The sequence below is a fragment of the Staphylococcus sp. HMSC034G07 genome (assembly GCF_001835975.1).
In the GTDB taxonomy this organism is placed as follows: Bacteria; Bacillota; Bacilli; order Staphylococcales; family Staphylococcaceae; genus Staphylococcus; species Staphylococcus ureilyticus.
In genome coordinates, this window is the sequence record NZ_KV826609.1 from 631425 (window position 1) to 647908 (window position 16484).

Here is a 16484-nt window from a genome sequence, read left to right on the forward strand (position 1 = left end):
CCTTCATATTTAAAATAAAACCTCTCTTTAAAGTGAAAATGCACATTCACTTTAAAGAGAGGTAAAGATATAAGTTAACAATAAATTAATTTTCTTGGATACGCAATTACAAAGCAGTAACCACATTAAATATTTACAGTAATTAGGCTATTAATTAACAACAGTTGATACATTATTTTTTAATAATTGACCAATTTCTTCGGCAACATCTACAACTCTATTTGAATAACCCCATTCATTATCATACCAAGCTATAACTTTCACTTTATTTTCACCCATAATCATTGTACTTTGTGTATCAATAATGGCTGAATGTGGATTTGTGTTAAAGTCCATAGATACAAGCGGTGCATCTTCAGTCGCAATCACATCTTCTAATGTGTTATTTCTGAAAGCTTCATTAACTTGTTCTACTGTGACGTTAGTATCTAAATCAACCACTAAATCAACTAATGATACATTTTTAGTCGGCACTCTTAAAGCCATGCCATGTAGTTTGCCTTCTAGTTCAGGTAAAACTTCTTTAAGTGCTTTAGCCGCTCCAGTCGAAGTAGGAATAATACTTTCATTACATGAACGCGCACGTCTTAAGTCTTTATGTGGATTATCAATATTATTTTGATCATTAGTAATAGCATGCACTGTTGTCATTAAACCATTTTGAATACCGAATTGGTCATTAAGTACTTTTGCCACAGGCCCAATGCAATTCGTTGTACAAGAAGCATTACTAAAGATATCATATTTTTCAATGTCTAATTGATCATTATTCACACCTTTAACAATCATTTGTACATCTCCACCTTTAGATGGTCCTGTTAACAACACTTTTTTAGCACCAGCCGAAATATGAGCGACTGCTTTATCACCGTGATTAAATTTACCAGTAGCTTCAATTACAATATCTACATCAAGTTCGCCCCATGGTAAATTTTCTGGATTTCTGTCAGCAACAAGTTTTATTTCACGGTCATCAACTTTTATACCATTCTCAATAGGTTCTACCTTTAAATCGAAATTACCATGTGTTGTATCATAATTGATTAGGTGAGCAATTGTTTCTGGTGGATAGCTAGCATTAATCGCGACTACATTCATATTTTCATTTTTTAGCGCTATTCTTAATACCATTCTTCCTATTCTACCCATTCCATTAATTGCAATATTTGTCGTCATTCGAAGCACCCCTCGTTTTAGTGTTATACTTTATGGAATTAGTATAACATAAATCGATGAATGCGAAAGCGTTTTCTTAAAGAAAAATTTAAAAAACTTAAAATAATTAAAATTGTAGTTTTCTAAACGATTAATTTTAGAAAAATCTTTATCCTTATTATTATTGATATACAAAAAATCCCTCCAAAGTTTTCATTTATTAAATGTCCACTTTGAAGGAATCAAATAAGTATGATTTTAAAAACATTGTTATTTAAATTTCTTGCGAATGACCTGTTTCACTTTCGATATAACCTTCATCAGTTAATAATTGTTCTAAGTTTTGTTTTAAATCTAATTTAGAATCTCGATTATCGATAACATGGTCTGCCATTCTGCGTTTTTTATCTATGGATATTTGACTATAAACACGTGCCTTTGCATCCTCCATAGAAATATCATTACGTTGCATTAATCTATCAATTTGGATACTTTCAGAAGTATAGACAAGCCATACTTCATCGACTGTATCTTGTAGTTCATTTTCATAAAGTAATGGGATATCCATTATTACATTATATCCATCTTTTAGAAATGCTTCTTTTTCTTGTTCCATAATGGTTCTAACAATTGGATGTACGATTTCATTTAATTCTAATCTTTTTTCTGGATAGTTGAAAATAATATCTCCTACATATTCTCGGTTCATATTACCATCTTCATCGATTGCTTCTTCTCCGAATGTTGAACGCACCTGCTCTAGTCCTTCAGAACCTTTTTCAACAGCTTTACGTGATGCAATATCTGCATCAACAATTTTAAAACCATGTGCTGTTAACAATTCTGAAACAGTTGATTTTCCTGATGCGATACCACCAGTTAATCCAATAACTTTAGGCATAATTTCACTCTTCCTTCATTTTTGACATACAGGACAGAAATGACTATTACGTGTTGCAATGATTTGTGTCTCAATATCATTTCCGCACACTTTACATGTCTTTTGTTTATATACATTTAAATGTTGTTGCATCGTACCTGTACTTCCATCTGCATGGAGATAATCTGAAATACTGGTACCTCCATATTTAATACCCGCTTCTAACACTTCTCGAACATAATAAAATAACATTTCTTTTTCTTGATAATTTAAATCTTTAGATATACGTGCTGGATGGATACCTGCTCTATATAATGCTTCACAGGCATAGATATTACCACAACCTGAAACTACTCTATGGTCTAATATCATTTGTTTGATTGGTTTATTTTGATATAATTTTTTATCAAACCATGACATAAAATGTGGTAATGCTTCTTTCTCAAAAGGTTCCGGTGCGATTTCTAAAAATGATGGATATCCTTCAAATGAAGCAACATTTCTAATCTCACCAAATCTCCGAATATCTGAGTAAACTAAGAGTTTGTCATTATCTAATTTAAAAATAACATGCCAATGTTTACGATAATTGGGAGCACTGATATCTTCTAAATGATCTACGACAAAAAAACCACCTGCCATACCTAAATGGCTAATAATTATTCTTTGTGTCGAACTATTTTCAATATAAAAAACAATATATTTGCTACGTCTTTCAATATTATGAATCGTGTAGCCTTTAGTATAATGTTTAAATGTATCTAAAGATAACCCTTTAATAATCGTTTCTTTATTATTATTTTTTCCTTCTATCACTTTATCAGAGAACATAATATCCTCAATTTTTTGCCCTTTTACAAAAGGCCTTATCCCTCTTGTAACATGTTCAACTTCAGGTAGTTCAGGCACCATATTCCCCTCTTTCTATTTCGCGTCATACCATGTTTGTCCATAACTAGATTCTACTTTCAATGGAACATCTAATTTCAATGCATTATCCATTATCTTTTCAATAAATTTTTCAAAGTCTTCTACTTCTTCTTCTGGCAATTCAAAAATTAACTCATCGTGTACTTGTAGTAATAGTTGAGCATGAAAATCTGTATGTTTAACCTCGTTAGCAAAATGAACCATCGCAAGTTTGATGATATCTGCTGCGCTTCCTTGTATAGGTGTATTCATTGCTGTTCTTTCAGCAAAACTTCTTAAATTAAAATTTCTACTTGTAATATCTGGAATATAGCGTCTTCTATGAAGCAGTGTCTCTACATAACCTTGCGCTTTACAATCTTTAACTATGTCTTCCATATATTGTTTAACACCAGGGAAACTGTCCAGATAATCATCTATAAATTTTTTGGCTTGTTTTCTAGTTATTCCCAAGCTTTGGCTTAATCCATAGTCACTTATACCATAAACAATACCAAAATTCACAGCTTTTGCTTGTCTCCGCATTAAACTATCAACATTTTCAGGTTCTACGTCAAAAACTTTCACTGCTGTGGCTGTATGAATATCTTCATCATTGATGAACGCCTGTTTCAAACTTTCATCTTGTGTAATATGTGCCAGTACTCTTAATTCAATTTGTGAATAATCGGCTGAAAAGATAACATTATTTTTATCACTTGACTTAAATGCTTTTCTAATTTTTCGACCTTCTTCTAAACGTACTGGTATATTTTGAAGGTTTGGATCGATTGATGATAGACGTCCAGTTTGAGCCAATGTTTGATTAAATCGAGTATGGATACGATTATCTTCAGCAATCACTTTTTGTAAGCCTTCAACATACGTTGATTGTAATTTAGCTAATTGCCTATATTCTAAAATATATTCTATGATTGGATGTTCTCCTTGTAACTGTTCTAATACATCAACCGCTGTAGAGTATCCTGTCTTTGTCTTTTTAATGACAGGTAATTTTAATGTTTCAAATAATACAACACCTAATTGTTTTGGTGAGTTAATATTAAACTTTTCACCTGCAGCATCATAGATATTGTCAATTAAGACATCTAATTTACTTTGAATTTCTACTTCCATTTGTTGTAGTTCACTAAGTTCAGTATAAATACCTGTCTCTTCCATTTCACTTAAAATACGAGCCAACGGTAATTCTAAATCATGTAATAAATCAGTTTGATTATAGTCATCCAATTGTTGTTGAATTTTTGGTTTAACTTGGTTAATGGCGTTGATAATAGTTCCCACATAAGGATTTAATACGTCATCTGATGGAATTTGTTTTTTCTTGCCTTTTCCATATATTGCTACACTTGATTGAACATAATGCTGACCATAGTTTGCTACCACAGAATTCACATCATCTATTGTGCGTGAAGGATCAATAATGTAACTAGCTAGCATCACATCAAACACAATATGCTTAATATTAATACCAAGTCGATGTGCTACGATATAAGACTTTTTGGCATCGTAGACGATTTTTTCAGTCTTCTCATTTTCAAGCCAAGCAACCAGTGACTGATTTTGTGAAAGTTGTTCGGCATTGACTACGACATAATGTTGACCATCGAAGAAGCCAAATTTCAAAATATTGTCTTTTAAGTAATTGGCACCATCTAACTCGAAATGGATGATTGCTGTTTTTAATGAGTTGAAATCAATTTTTGTAAAATCATCTTCTAGTTCAATATCCATCTCTTGAACGTCAGAGTCATTAATTGAAGCATCCATCTGGTCTAAGAGTTGATTAAATTCTAATTTTTTAAATAGTTCAATTTTGTCATCAGTATCTGATTGATCAGGCAATTTAGTATCTTCTAATGATACTTCAATTGGACTATCACAATTGATAGTCGCCAACGTTTTACTCATTAAAGCATCATCTTTACTATTTTCAAGCTTTTCTTTCAATTTTTTACCCGAAACTTCATCAATATGTTCGTATACATTTTCTACTGTGGAAAATTGGTTTAATAGTTTAATAGCTGTTTTTTCTCCAACGCCTGCCACACCAGGAATATTATCAGAACTATCCCCCATTAGACCTTTCATATCAATAATTTGTTTCGGCGATAAACCATTATATTTTTCAGCTATAAATTCTGGAGTATAATGGTCGACATCTGTAACACCCTTTTTAGTGTAATAGATTGTAACATCGTCAGTAGCTAATTGTGTTAAGTCACGATCACCAGTAATGATTATTGTTTGGAAGTTTTCATGATTAGCTTGTTTGCTTAAAGTACCTATAATGTCATCTGCTTCATAGTTTTCTAATTCGTAACGTTTGATACGGTATGCATCCAATAATTGTCTAACGTATGGAAATTGCTCACTAAGTTCTGGAGGAGTGGATTGTCGTCCACCTTTATATTCACTATATTGCGCATGTCTAAATGTTGTTTTCCCAGCATCAAAAGCAACTAAAAAATGTGTGGGTTGTTCTTCTTTTATAATTTTTTCCAACAACATTGCAAAACCATAAACGGCGTTCGTATGAATACCAGCTTTATTTTGTAATAATGGTAACGCATAAAAAGCTCTAAAGCTCAAACTGTTTCCATCAATTAAAATTAATTTATTCAATATTTTAACCTCCAACACATATTTACCTTCCATTTTATCATAAATTATAGGTCAATCCGTATTCATTCGATGAGGTTGAGATAAAATAATTATTTCAATTAATCTCCATGTTATTGTCAGTCACTGTTAATCCACATATTATAGTTTAATGATTAAGCATCACTATGCACATGTTTATCGTCTCTATCACAGGAAGCTTTCCACCCTATTCAATCACAAGCACTTTTCTCTTTGTATAGGACAAAACAATGATTTCTAATAAATTTGAGTTTTTCTTACTCTATTTTTACTAACACAAAATAAAACGACCGATTAACCTTGGCCTATGATGGTTATGGTTAAATCGGTCGTAGTTATTATTTTAATCAAAAAATGTGACTCTAAAAGTTGAACCCTTTTCTGGTTCACTAAACACATTAATTCTACCTTGATGGGCTTCCATAATATGCTTTGTAATAGATAAGCCTAAACCTGTGCCTCCTGAATCTCTACTGCGGGCTTTATCTACACGATAAAAGCGTTCAAAGATATGTTTTTGATCTTGCTTACTAATACCAATACCAAAATCTTGAACTTCAAGCACACGCTTATTACCTTCTTTGAAAACACGCACAATGACTTGACCAGAAACTTTAGAATAACTTATTGCGTTCGAAAGTAAATTAAGTGCTACTTGCGAAACTTTATCTTTATTTGCCTCAATAATAATATCTGGTTCAATCTCATTAACTATTGTTATATTTTTACTTTCTGCGATATTTTGCATATGTTTCATTGTTGACTCAGCAATTTCAGATAAACTTGTTGGTTCTGTTTCTAATTGTGTTTGTTGCTCAACATGAGACAAATCTAATAAGTCATATACTAATGTTTCAATACGATTCGATTCTTTAGAAATGATATTTAAGAAGTCATTTAATGTTTGTTCATCATTTTTAGCACCATCTAAAAGTGTTTCGGCGAAGCCTTTTATAGAAGTGATAGGTGTTTTCAATTCATGTGATACATTAGCTACGAATTCACGTCTTAAATTTTCTAATTTTTTCAAATTTGTAATATCATGTAGCACAACTACCATACCGTAAAGATTCTTTTTACTTTTAGATAAAATTGGAATACATGCTGTGTCAAAGTATTTTTGGTGGACTTGGTCAATTGTCAACTCTATTTGATCATAAGTTGATTTTTCAACTTTAAATGCTTCGGCGATTAACTTTTGAATCTCTGGATCTATAAAGTCGATATAGCTTTTATGTTCTACAACATTCTCAGGATTAAACACATCATAATATGATTTGTTTGCAATTACAATCTCACCATATTTATCTATCATTAAAATTGAACTAGGAATATTTTCTATCGTTGTTTTCAATCGATTAGATTGTAACTTTTGTTTATGATTTAATCGTTGTAATCTTCTGGCTAGCTCATTAGTGGTGACGAATAATTCTCTCGTTTCTTTAACATTACTTTCTGGAACCCTAACATGATAATAACCTTCGGCTAATAGGTTTGTTGCATATGTAACTTCATTTATCGGTCTAATGTAAGTTCTATTAATGCTTCTCACGACAAAGAAAATAATAACCAATACAAATAATCCAATTAAACCTACATATTTCCATATACCTATTTGTAGTTCTAGTATTTGATTATTAACACCACTGATAATCACATCTTTATCTCTAATCGAAGTTTTAAAAGTATATCTACGGTCATCCCCTATTTTATCGTAAATTATTTTAGAAGGATTCGCTTCATTATTAATATCATTATTAAATGGGGTCCCTGCCTTTGTGGAAAATACTTCATCGTTACCTTCAGTAAGTATCAAAGTAAAATTTTCGTTTTTTGCAATATCTTTGATTTCATCTGTTTTATCATGATTGTATAAACTGACTAAATGTTGTGCTTGGTGTTCTAAGTCACCTTGCTGGCTTGATATGACTGTATTGTATATGACATGTGTAATTATTGCACCTAATGCAACAAAACTAATGATAACGATGGTACATAATAAAAATAAGAGTCTTTGGTGAAACTTCAACATTAGACTTTAGGTCTTTCCAATTTATAGCCTAAACCTCTAACTGTTTTGATCAATTTAGGCTGCTTAGGGTTCTCTTCCAATTTATCTCTTAAATGACTAATATGTACATCCACAATTCTTGAGTCACCTGCAAATTCGTAATTCCAAACAGAGTTTAGCATATGCTCACGTGTAATTACTCTGCCTTGTCTTTCAATAAGATATAGTAACAGTTCAAATTCCTTAGGTGTGAGTTCTAATAATTCATCACCACGGTAAACCTCAAAATATTCTGGTCTAATTCTGATAGAACCAATTAAAATATCATCTTCATCATTTTCAACTGGTACTGCTTCATTAATCATGGCAGATCGTCTTAAAATGGCTTTAACTCTAGCTACCACTTCTCTCGGTGAAAATGGCTTAGTCATATAATCGTCTGCACCAAGTTCTAGACCTAACACACGATCAAATTCATCATCTTTAGCAGTTAACATTAAAATTGGCACTAAATTTTTATCAGATCGGATCGTTTTACAAACTTCGATTCCATCTTTTTTAGGAAGCATAACATCTAATACAACCAATTCTGGATTTACAGCATTCACTTTTTCTAATGCTTCTTCACCATCATAGGCAACATCCACGATATATCCAGCTTGCTCTAAATTATATTTTAACAAGGTTACAATTGATTGCTCATCATCTACTACAAGTACTTTTTGTGACATAGTATACCTCCAAATTTATGATTACAAATTAATTATAACGTAAATTTTAATAAAAATAACATACTTAAAAGTATTTTTACATAAACTTAATAAATAGAAAATAATTAGTTATTTGTAAAGAAAGCACAAAGATTTTGTATCGTCTACATAAACTATTCTTCAATGAATCAATAACTGATATTGAATATACTTATTATTCCTGATTTTAATAATACCTTAACATTAATTTTATATTCTAACTATTAAATCTTTCGTTTAAATTATATTTTGCTAAGATTTGCTTGCTCGTAAAATATATTTTAATCAAAATAAAAGAGCGAGATAGAAATCATAATAATCATGATTTCATATTCTCGCTCTTAAGCTAAAGTATTTATTTTCCTTAGAAAAATACTTCTTTATTGTTATTTATTGTCATTTTATTTAATATTTTTGATTAATTCATCAGCGAATTCAGATGTAGATACTTCTTTTGCACCATCCATTAAACGTGCGAAGTCATAAGTAACGACTTTTGAAGCAATTGTTTTTTCGATAGACTCAGTAATCTTGTCAGCTGCTTCTTGCCAACCTAGGTGCTCAAGCATTAATGAAGCACTTAAAATTTCAGATGATGGGTTTACTTTATTTAAACCAGCATATTTTGGTGCAGTACCGTGTGTAGCTTCAAATATCGCATGGCCAGTTTCATAGTTAATATTTGCGCCTGGTGCAATACCAATACCGCCAACTTGTGCTGCTAACGCATCTGACACATAGTCACCGTTAAGATTCATCGTAGCTACTACATCGTGATCTGCAGGACGTGTCAATATTTGTTGTAAGAAAATATCTGCAATGGAATCTTTGATGATAATTTTACCGTCTTTTTCAGCTTGTTCTTGAACTTCATTAGCTTTTTCTTTACCATCTTTTTCAACAATTTCATCATATTGTTGCCATGTAAAGACTTTATCACCAAATTCATTATGTGCTAAATCATAGCCCCATTGTTTGAAAGCACCCTCTGTAAATTTCATAATATTACCTTTATGAACTAGAGTTACTGATTTACGATCATTATCTAGAGCATATTGAATCGCTGCACGAACTAAACGCTCTGTACCTTCTTTTGAAACTGGTTTCACACCAATGCCTGATGTTTCTGGGAATCTTATATTTTTAGCACCCATTTCATCTTGTAAGAAATCGATTAATTTTTTAACTTCTGGTGTTCCTTCTTTAAATTCAATACCAGCATAGATATCTTCTGTGTTTTCACGGAAAATAACCATATCAGTATCTTCCGGACGTTTAACTGGTGAAGGTACACCTTGGAACCAACGTACTGGTCTTAAGCAAGTAAATAGATCAAGTTCTTGACGTAGTGCAACGTTTAATGAACGAATACCTCCGCCGATTGGTGTAGTAAGTGGTCCTTTAATTGCAATTAAATATTCATTGATTGTATCTAAAGTTTCTTGTGGTAACCATTCGCCTGTTTCATCATAAGCTTTTTGACCTGCAAGTACTTCTTTCCATTCAATTTTCTTTTCACCGTTATAAGCCTGTTCTACGGCTGCGTCAATGACTCTACTAGCAGCTGACCAAATATCTGGTCCAATACCGTCACCGATAATATAAGGAATGATAGGATTATTTGGTACAGTTAACCCTTCTGCTGTTTTTACTACTTTTTCTCCTGCCATGTAAAAATACCTCCATCATTTGAATTGTTTTATTTATGTTAATTCGTGATTATCTTTCTTCAATTGGTTCATAAGTTCTATTAGTTTCACCAATATATTGTGCTCTTGGACGCATAATTCTATTATCTCTATATTGTTCAAGAATATGTGCAATCCAACCTGAAGTTCTACTAACTGCAAAAATAGGTGTGAATAAATCATGTTCAATATTCATACTGTGATATACAGTTGCACTATAGAAATCCACATTAGCAATAAGGCCTTTTTCTTCTTTCATTTTATCAGCTATTTTTACAGATATATCAAATAACTGGCTTTGGCCTGTTTCGGATGTAATCTTTCTACTCATCTCTTTTAAGAATTTCGCTCTTGGATCACCATTTTTATATACACGGTGACCGAATCCCATTATTTTCTCTTTATTTTTAATTTTATTATCAATGTATTCATCTACATCATCAATAGACTTAACTTCTGATAACATACTCATTACACGCTCATTTGCCCCACCGTGTAATGGACCTTTTAAAGAACCGACAGCTGCTACAATACCTGAATACATGTCTGATAATGAAGACACTGCACATCTTGCAGTAAAGGTAGAAGCATTCAACTCATGATCTGCATGTAATACCAATGCTTTATTAAATGCTTCAACTTCGATATCTGTTGGTAATTCACCACGTAACATATATAAGAAATTACCAGCATAATTTAAATCACTGCTAGGTTTAACAGGTTCTTTACCTTCTCTAACTCTAGCATATGCTGTAACAAGTGAAGCGATTTTAGCTTGAATACGTACTGCACGTTCCATCGTTTGATCTTCACTTTCATCCTCAGCATGTTCATCAAAGTGCGCAACGTAAGACACTGATGTTCTTAATGCTGTCATAGGATGTACATTACTAGTAGCGTACTCTTTAAAATGATTATAAACTCTAGGATTTAATGTCATATAGTTAAAGAGTTTTTCTTTAAATGATTGTAATTCTTCTTTATTAGGTAATCGGTAATGCCATAATAAAAAGACTACTTCTTCAAATTCAGCATTTTCGGCTAAATCATCAATTTCATAGCCAGCATATGTAAGTTGACTATCAATGATAGAGCTCACTTTAGTTTCTGCTGCAATTACCCCTTCTAAACCTTTTTGTAACTCTGCCATATATATTCCCCTTTTCTATTTCATAATGAAACGGCTTTCATAAACTATTATAGCCAATATTTACGTTTTTGTGAATATTTCAGTTTAAATTCCTAGTTAATCATTAAGAAATGATGATTTGTTTATATGCCCATAAACACGCCATAATTAATGAACGTTGTTATATCATCATTCTAATATGTAATTACCCTTTCTTCAATTTATCAAAGTTTTTAATTGGTTATCATGATTAATAACAAATTATTAATATAATATTACACTGACTTTTTTAAGATACAACTATAAAAAAGTGTTGTTTTATTTTAAATTGCGTATCATAATAATAAATAACTTAATAAAGGAGTTAAAACTTATGGCAAAACAACAGTTACAAAGAGAACTCAGCAATAGGCATATACAGTTAATTGCAATTGGAGGTGCAATCGGCACAGGGCTTTTCTTAGGAGCAGGTCAAACCATAGCATTAACTGGCCCTTCGATTTTACTTACATATATCATTATAGGATTTATGTTATTTATGTTTATGCGAGGCTTAGGTGAAATTCTTGTAACAAATACGAATTTTAAATCTTTTGCTGATGTAACAAATCAATACATAGGTTCATTTGCTGGATTTGTTACCGGATGGACATATTGGTTGTGTTGGATTATTACAGGTATGGCAGAGGTTACAGCTGTTGCTAAATACGTTAGTTTCTGGTTCCCACATATCCCCAATTGGATAAGTGCTCTATTTTGTGTATTAATTTTAATGTCACTCAATTTATTAAGCGCTAAACTTTTTGGAGAACTAGAGTTTTGGTTTTCCATCATCAAAGTAGTTACAATCTTAGCACTTATTGTCGTTGGCATTGTAATGATTGTCATGGCATACGATACACAATTTGGACACACCTCGTTAACTAATTTATATCAACATGGTATTTTCCCAAAAGGGATTAGTGGATTTTTAATGTCATTTCAAATGGCACTCTTTTCCTTTGTAGGGATTGAATTGATTGGCGTGACGGCTGGCGAAACAAAAGATCCAACTAAAACGATTCCAAAAGCAATCAACAGCGTTCCGATTAGAATTTTAGTATTTTATGTTGGTGCATTGACTGTAATTATGTCAATCATCCCTTGGAACAATATTAATCCAGAAGAAAGTCCCTTTGTGAGATTATTTGCTTTAATTGGTATTCCATTTGCAGCAGGCATCATCAACTTTGTAGTATTAACAGCTGCTGCTTCTTCTTGTAATAGTGGTATATTTTCAAACAGCCGTATGTTATTTGGGCTTTCAAATCAAAAGCAAGCACCCCCTATTTTTGAAAAAACAAACAAAAATGGTGTGCCTCACATAGCAATCTTAGTCTCATGTGCTCTATTGTTAATTTCAGCCTTATTGAACTATATTATTCCAAACGCAACTTTAGTATTCACATATATTACAACTGTTTCAACAGTACTATTTTTAGTCGTTTGGGCTTTAATTATTGTTGCCTACATTAGTTATCATCGCCAAAACCCAGAAATGCACAAAAATGCTACATATAAATTATTTGGTGGTAAATATATTGGGTATATCATTTTGATTTTCTTCTTTTTAGTATTTTGCTTACTTTTCGTAAATGTAGAAACAAGAAGAGCAGTCTATTTAACACCTATTTGGTTTATCATCTTGAGTCTTATGTATCTAAGATATAAAAAATTCGCTACTTCAGATATGAAGTAATCCTATCAACAACTATTGTTGAATGCTTCAACACATCAATAATCTAATACAATAGCCTAAGACATAAAATGGTCTTGGGCTATTTCTGTATAAAAAAGAGAATTGATGCTACATCGTTATGTGTAGTGTTTAACAATAGTATTTGAGTATCTCAATACACGGTGTATATATCATATCGAAATCATTTAAACAGATAACTATTGACGTGCTTAACATGTGTTATATATCAATCAAATAAGCGCAATCTGTTAATGTTTTTATGGTATGATGTATTACTTTAAGTGACGATTATAAATCGAGTAACGATGTTAAAGTTTTATATCTAGAAAAAATGCACTTCCATTTATAAATGGAAGTGCATTTTTAATTTGTATTATCACTTATGTTGCTTATATTATGAGTAAGGATTTAGCATATGATAACTATGATTAAAGTACGTTCGCATATCCTTCAAATACTTTTCCTTGATTTGCATCTACCGTAATCAAGATATCATTTTGTATCTCTTTAGTCGCATTTTCAACACCTACAATTGTTGGAATGCCTTTTTCTAGACCTATAATTGCGCTCGGAGAAGTGATGCCGCTCTCTTCAGCAATTAAGCCACTGGCTTTTTCAATGTAAGGGACAAGCGTTTCATCTACAGAAGTTGTGACAATGACCGTTTCACTTAAATCTTTGCCTTCAAGTTCACTCGCATCATTCACTACTAAAGTATTTCCAACAACTGAATTTCTACCGATACCTTGACCTTTAGCTAATTCGTCACCTACTAGATGTAATTTCATCATATTTGTTGTCCCTTTTTCTCCTGTAGGTACACCTGCTGTAATAATGATTAAATCACCATTTTGAACTTTTTCAGTTTCGACCGCTGTAGCAACTGCTGTGTTCAACATAGCATCTGTTGTTTTACGTCCTTCTTTAACGACAGGGTGAATACCCCAAACCAATGCACATTGACGCGCAGTTTCAGCATGTGGTGTAACCGCAATAATATCTGATTTAGGACGATATTTAGAAATCGTTCTAGCAGTAGAACCACTTTCAGTTGCTGCTACAATCGCTTTTACATTTAAATTTAATGCTGTATGCGCTACTGAAACACCAATTGCATTAACTAATGAAGTTTGCACTAATTTAGTTCGATCGGATAATAATCGTTTATAATCTTGTGCAGCTTCAGCTGAAATTGCAATATTACGCATTGTTTTGACTGCTTCTTCTGGGTATAATCCAGCAGCTGTTTCGCCTGATAGCATAACTGCATCTGTACCATCATAAATGGCATTCGCAACGTCACTTGCTTCAGCACGTGTCGCACGAGGATTACGTTGCATTGAGTCTAACATTTGCGTCGCTGTGATAACAGGCTTACCTAATTTATTACATTGTCTGATTAAGTCTTTTTGCACCATTGGTACGGATTCAGGTGGTATTTCAACACCCATATCACCACGAGCAACCATTAAACCGTCTGAAACTTCAAGTATTTCTTTAATATTGTCAATACCTTCTTGGTTTTCGATTTTAGGTATAATGCTAATGTTTGTGTTTTTACCATCTTCAAGTAATTTGCGAATGTCTAGTACATCACTCGGACGACGCACAAAACTTGCAGCGATAAAGTCAATATTTTCACTTATACCGAATTTAATATCTTCAGCATCTTTATCAGTGATACCTGGTAAACTTACTTTAACACCTGGTAAGTTTACGCCTTTTTTATTTTTTAATTCTCCAGTGTTTAAAACATCACATACAACTTCACCGTTTGCTTTATCTATTTGTTTTACTTGTAATTCAATAAGGCCATCATCTAATAAAATATATGAGCCTTCTTGAACATCATTTATTAGATTATCGTACGTTACTGAGAATTTTTCAGGTGTACCTTCAACTTCAGTCATACTTACGATGACTTCCGTACCTTTTTCAAGTTCAATAGCACCATCTTTCATGTTGTGAGTACGGATTTCAGGACCTTTAGTATCCAATAATATTGCAACTGTTTTACCTAATCTTTGAGATACTTCACGAATTCTATCAATTCTAGCTTTATGTTCTGCATGATCACCATGTGAGAAATTTAATCTCGCAACATTCATTCCAGCTTTAATTAATTTCTCAAGCATTTCTTCAGACTCAGATGCAGGTCCAATTGTACAAACAATTTTAGTTTTTCTCATTATTAATGCCTCCCAGTATTTTATATCGATAATTCATTTGCTAAAGCAAATGTTTCAAAATCAAACTTGTGTTCATTTGACCTAAATATTTCTTCAAATGAAGTGTCTGTTAATTCATTGTTGCGAATACCAACGCCGATTGCTGTTTTTCCTTCTAGTAATAAGTCTACAGCATGTCCACCTAATCGTGAAGCAAGCATTCTATCTGCGCCACTTGGACTGCCGCCACGTTGGATATGACCAAGCACAGATACACGTGCATCAACATTAATATACTTTGTCAGTTCTTTTGCACAATCTTCTCCAGACATACAACCTTCTGCAACCATAACAATGGAATGTTTTTTCCCACGTCTTATTCCGTTGTCAATTTTTTCAGCTACATCTTTAATATCTGTTTCCACTTCTGGGACAATGATTGTTTCAGCTCCTACTGAAAGTCCAGCCCATAGTGCTAAATCTCCACAATCACGACCCATAACTTCTATGATGAATGTTCTTGCATGACTTGAAGCCGTATCGCGAATTTTATCAACACAATCTATAATGGTATTTAATGCAGTATCAAATCCAATTGTAAAGTCTGAACCGTTGATATCATTATCTATCGTACCTGGTACACCTATCGTTTGAATTTCTTTACATTCTTCGCTAATGCGTTGCGCACCTCTATAGCTACCATCTCCGCCTATTACTACTAGGCCTTCAATACCTCTTTTGCGCAAGTTCTCTATTGCTTTTTGTCGAACTTCTGCTTCTTTAAATTCAGGACACCTTGCTGAATACAGAAAAGTTCCGCCACGTTGGATTGTATCTCCAACAGAACCGAGCTCCAACTTCTCGATATCATCGTTTAATAATCCTTGATAGCCTTGGTAAACACCGTAAACTTCAATATTATTATAAATCGCTTTTCTAACAACAGCTCTAATAGCCGCGTTCATGCCTGGTGAATCTCCACCGCTAGTCAACACTGCAATTTTTTTCATGACGACATACCTTTCTAACATGTATTTCTTATTCTAAAAATACCATAAAATTATAGAAGGTGCCATTAAAATAGGGCATTGTAACTCATGTAAACGTTTTTAATTATTGTAAAAAAACATTTTACAATACGAAAGCGTTTCCTTATATTTTATATTTTCAAAACAATGATACTTTATCATACCTTTAACTTTACTTTATTAAACAGATATCTCAAATTCCCACTTTTGACTTACTTTACTCAATAAAAAAAGAGCACTAATATGAAATCAGGGGGCTGTATACCTGATTGCAATTTAATGCTCTTTTAAAACCTTAGACTTTAAAATCCACATGGTTAGTATGAATACTATAAAAAATGGCTTTGCAGAAGTATATTATTTCG

The 16484-nt window shown here is 32.5% G+C and carries 11 protein-coding genes; 1 reads left to right on the forward strand and 10 read right to left on the reverse strand.

Annotated features, from left to right (window positions below):
- Positions 1–150 precede the first annotated feature (150 nt).
- The 8 genes from gap to HMPREF2586_RS11110 form a co-directional block, all read right to left on the reverse strand.
- The gene (gap, locus tag HMPREF2586_RS11075) at positions 151–1176 is read right to left on the reverse strand and encodes a type I glyceraldehyde-3-phosphate dehydrogenase (protein ID WP_046206880.1); all 1026 of its coding nucleotides are present in this window, start codon (positions 1174–1176) and stop codon (positions 151–153) included.
- Positions 1177–1429: 253 nt separating this feature from the next.
- Positions 1430–2056 (reverse strand): dephospho-CoA kinase, encoded by a 627-nt coding sequence (coaE, locus tag HMPREF2586_RS11080; RefSeq protein ID WP_046206879.1) that lies wholly within the window; start codon positions 2054–2056, stop codon positions 1430–1432.
- 15 nt (positions 2057–2071) lie between these two features.
- Complete coding sequence (mutM, locus tag HMPREF2586_RS11085; protein WP_064209119.1) at positions 2072–2944, reverse strand: bifunctional DNA-formamidopyrimidine glycosylase/DNA-(apurinic or apyrimidinic site) lyase; 873 nt, start codon at positions 2942–2944, stop codon at positions 2072–2074.
- A 15-nt stretch (positions 2945–2959) separates the two neighbouring features.
- Positions 2960–5590 (reverse strand): DNA polymerase I, encoded by a 2631-nt coding sequence (gene polA, locus HMPREF2586_RS11090; RefSeq protein ID WP_046206878.1) that lies wholly within the window; start codon positions 5588–5590, stop codon positions 2960–2962.
- A 361-nt stretch (positions 5591–5951) separates the two neighbouring features.
- On the reverse strand, positions 5952–7640 hold the full coding sequence (gene pnpS / locus HMPREF2586_RS11095) for a two-component system histidine kinase PnpS (RefSeq protein WP_070658683.1): 1689 nt from the start codon (positions 7638–7640) through the stop codon (positions 5952–5954).
- On the reverse strand, positions 7640–8350 hold the full coding sequence (locus HMPREF2586_RS11100; protein WP_046206876.1) for a response regulator transcription factor: 711 nt from the start codon (positions 8348–8350) through the stop codon (positions 7640–7642). Before HMPREF2586_RS11100 ends, pnpS begins: the two co-directional genes overlap by 1 nt.
- A 419-nt stretch (positions 8351–8769) precedes the next feature.
- Positions 8770–10038 carry an NADP-dependent isocitrate dehydrogenase gene (gene icd / locus HMPREF2586_RS11105; protein WP_064208852.1) on the reverse strand — a complete coding sequence of 423 codons (1269 nt, stop codon included), beginning with the start codon at positions 10036–10038 and terminating at the stop codon, positions 8770–8772.
- 49 nt (positions 10039–10087) lie between these two features.
- Positions 10088–11206 (reverse strand): citrate synthase, encoded by a 1119-nt coding sequence (locus HMPREF2586_RS11110; protein ID WP_064208851.1) that lies wholly within the window; start codon positions 11204–11206, stop codon positions 10088–10090.
- A gap of 352 nt (positions 11207–11558) precedes the next feature.
- On the opposite strand from HMPREF2586_RS11110, the gene HMPREF2586_RS11115 reads away from it, so the two are divergent.
- Complete coding sequence (locus HMPREF2586_RS11115; RefSeq protein WP_070658688.1) at positions 11559–12923, forward strand: amino acid permease; 1365 nt, start codon at positions 11559–11561, stop codon at positions 12921–12923.
- Positions 12924–13351: 428 nt separating this feature from the next.
- Here HMPREF2586_RS11115 and pyk read toward each other — a convergent pair whose 3' ends face one another.
- Together pyk and pfkA are read right to left on the reverse strand one after the other, a co-directional pair.
- Complete coding sequence (pyk, locus tag HMPREF2586_RS11120; protein WP_046206872.1) at positions 13352–15112, reverse strand: pyruvate kinase; 1761 nt, start codon at positions 15110–15112, stop codon at positions 13352–13354.
- A 20-nt stretch (positions 15113–15132) separates the two neighbouring features.
- Positions 15133–16101 (reverse strand): 6-phosphofructokinase, encoded by a 969-nt coding sequence (pfkA, locus tag HMPREF2586_RS11125; RefSeq protein WP_046206871.1) that lies wholly within the window; start codon positions 16099–16101, stop codon positions 15133–15135.
- Between the last annotated feature and the right edge of the window lie 383 nt (positions 16102–16484).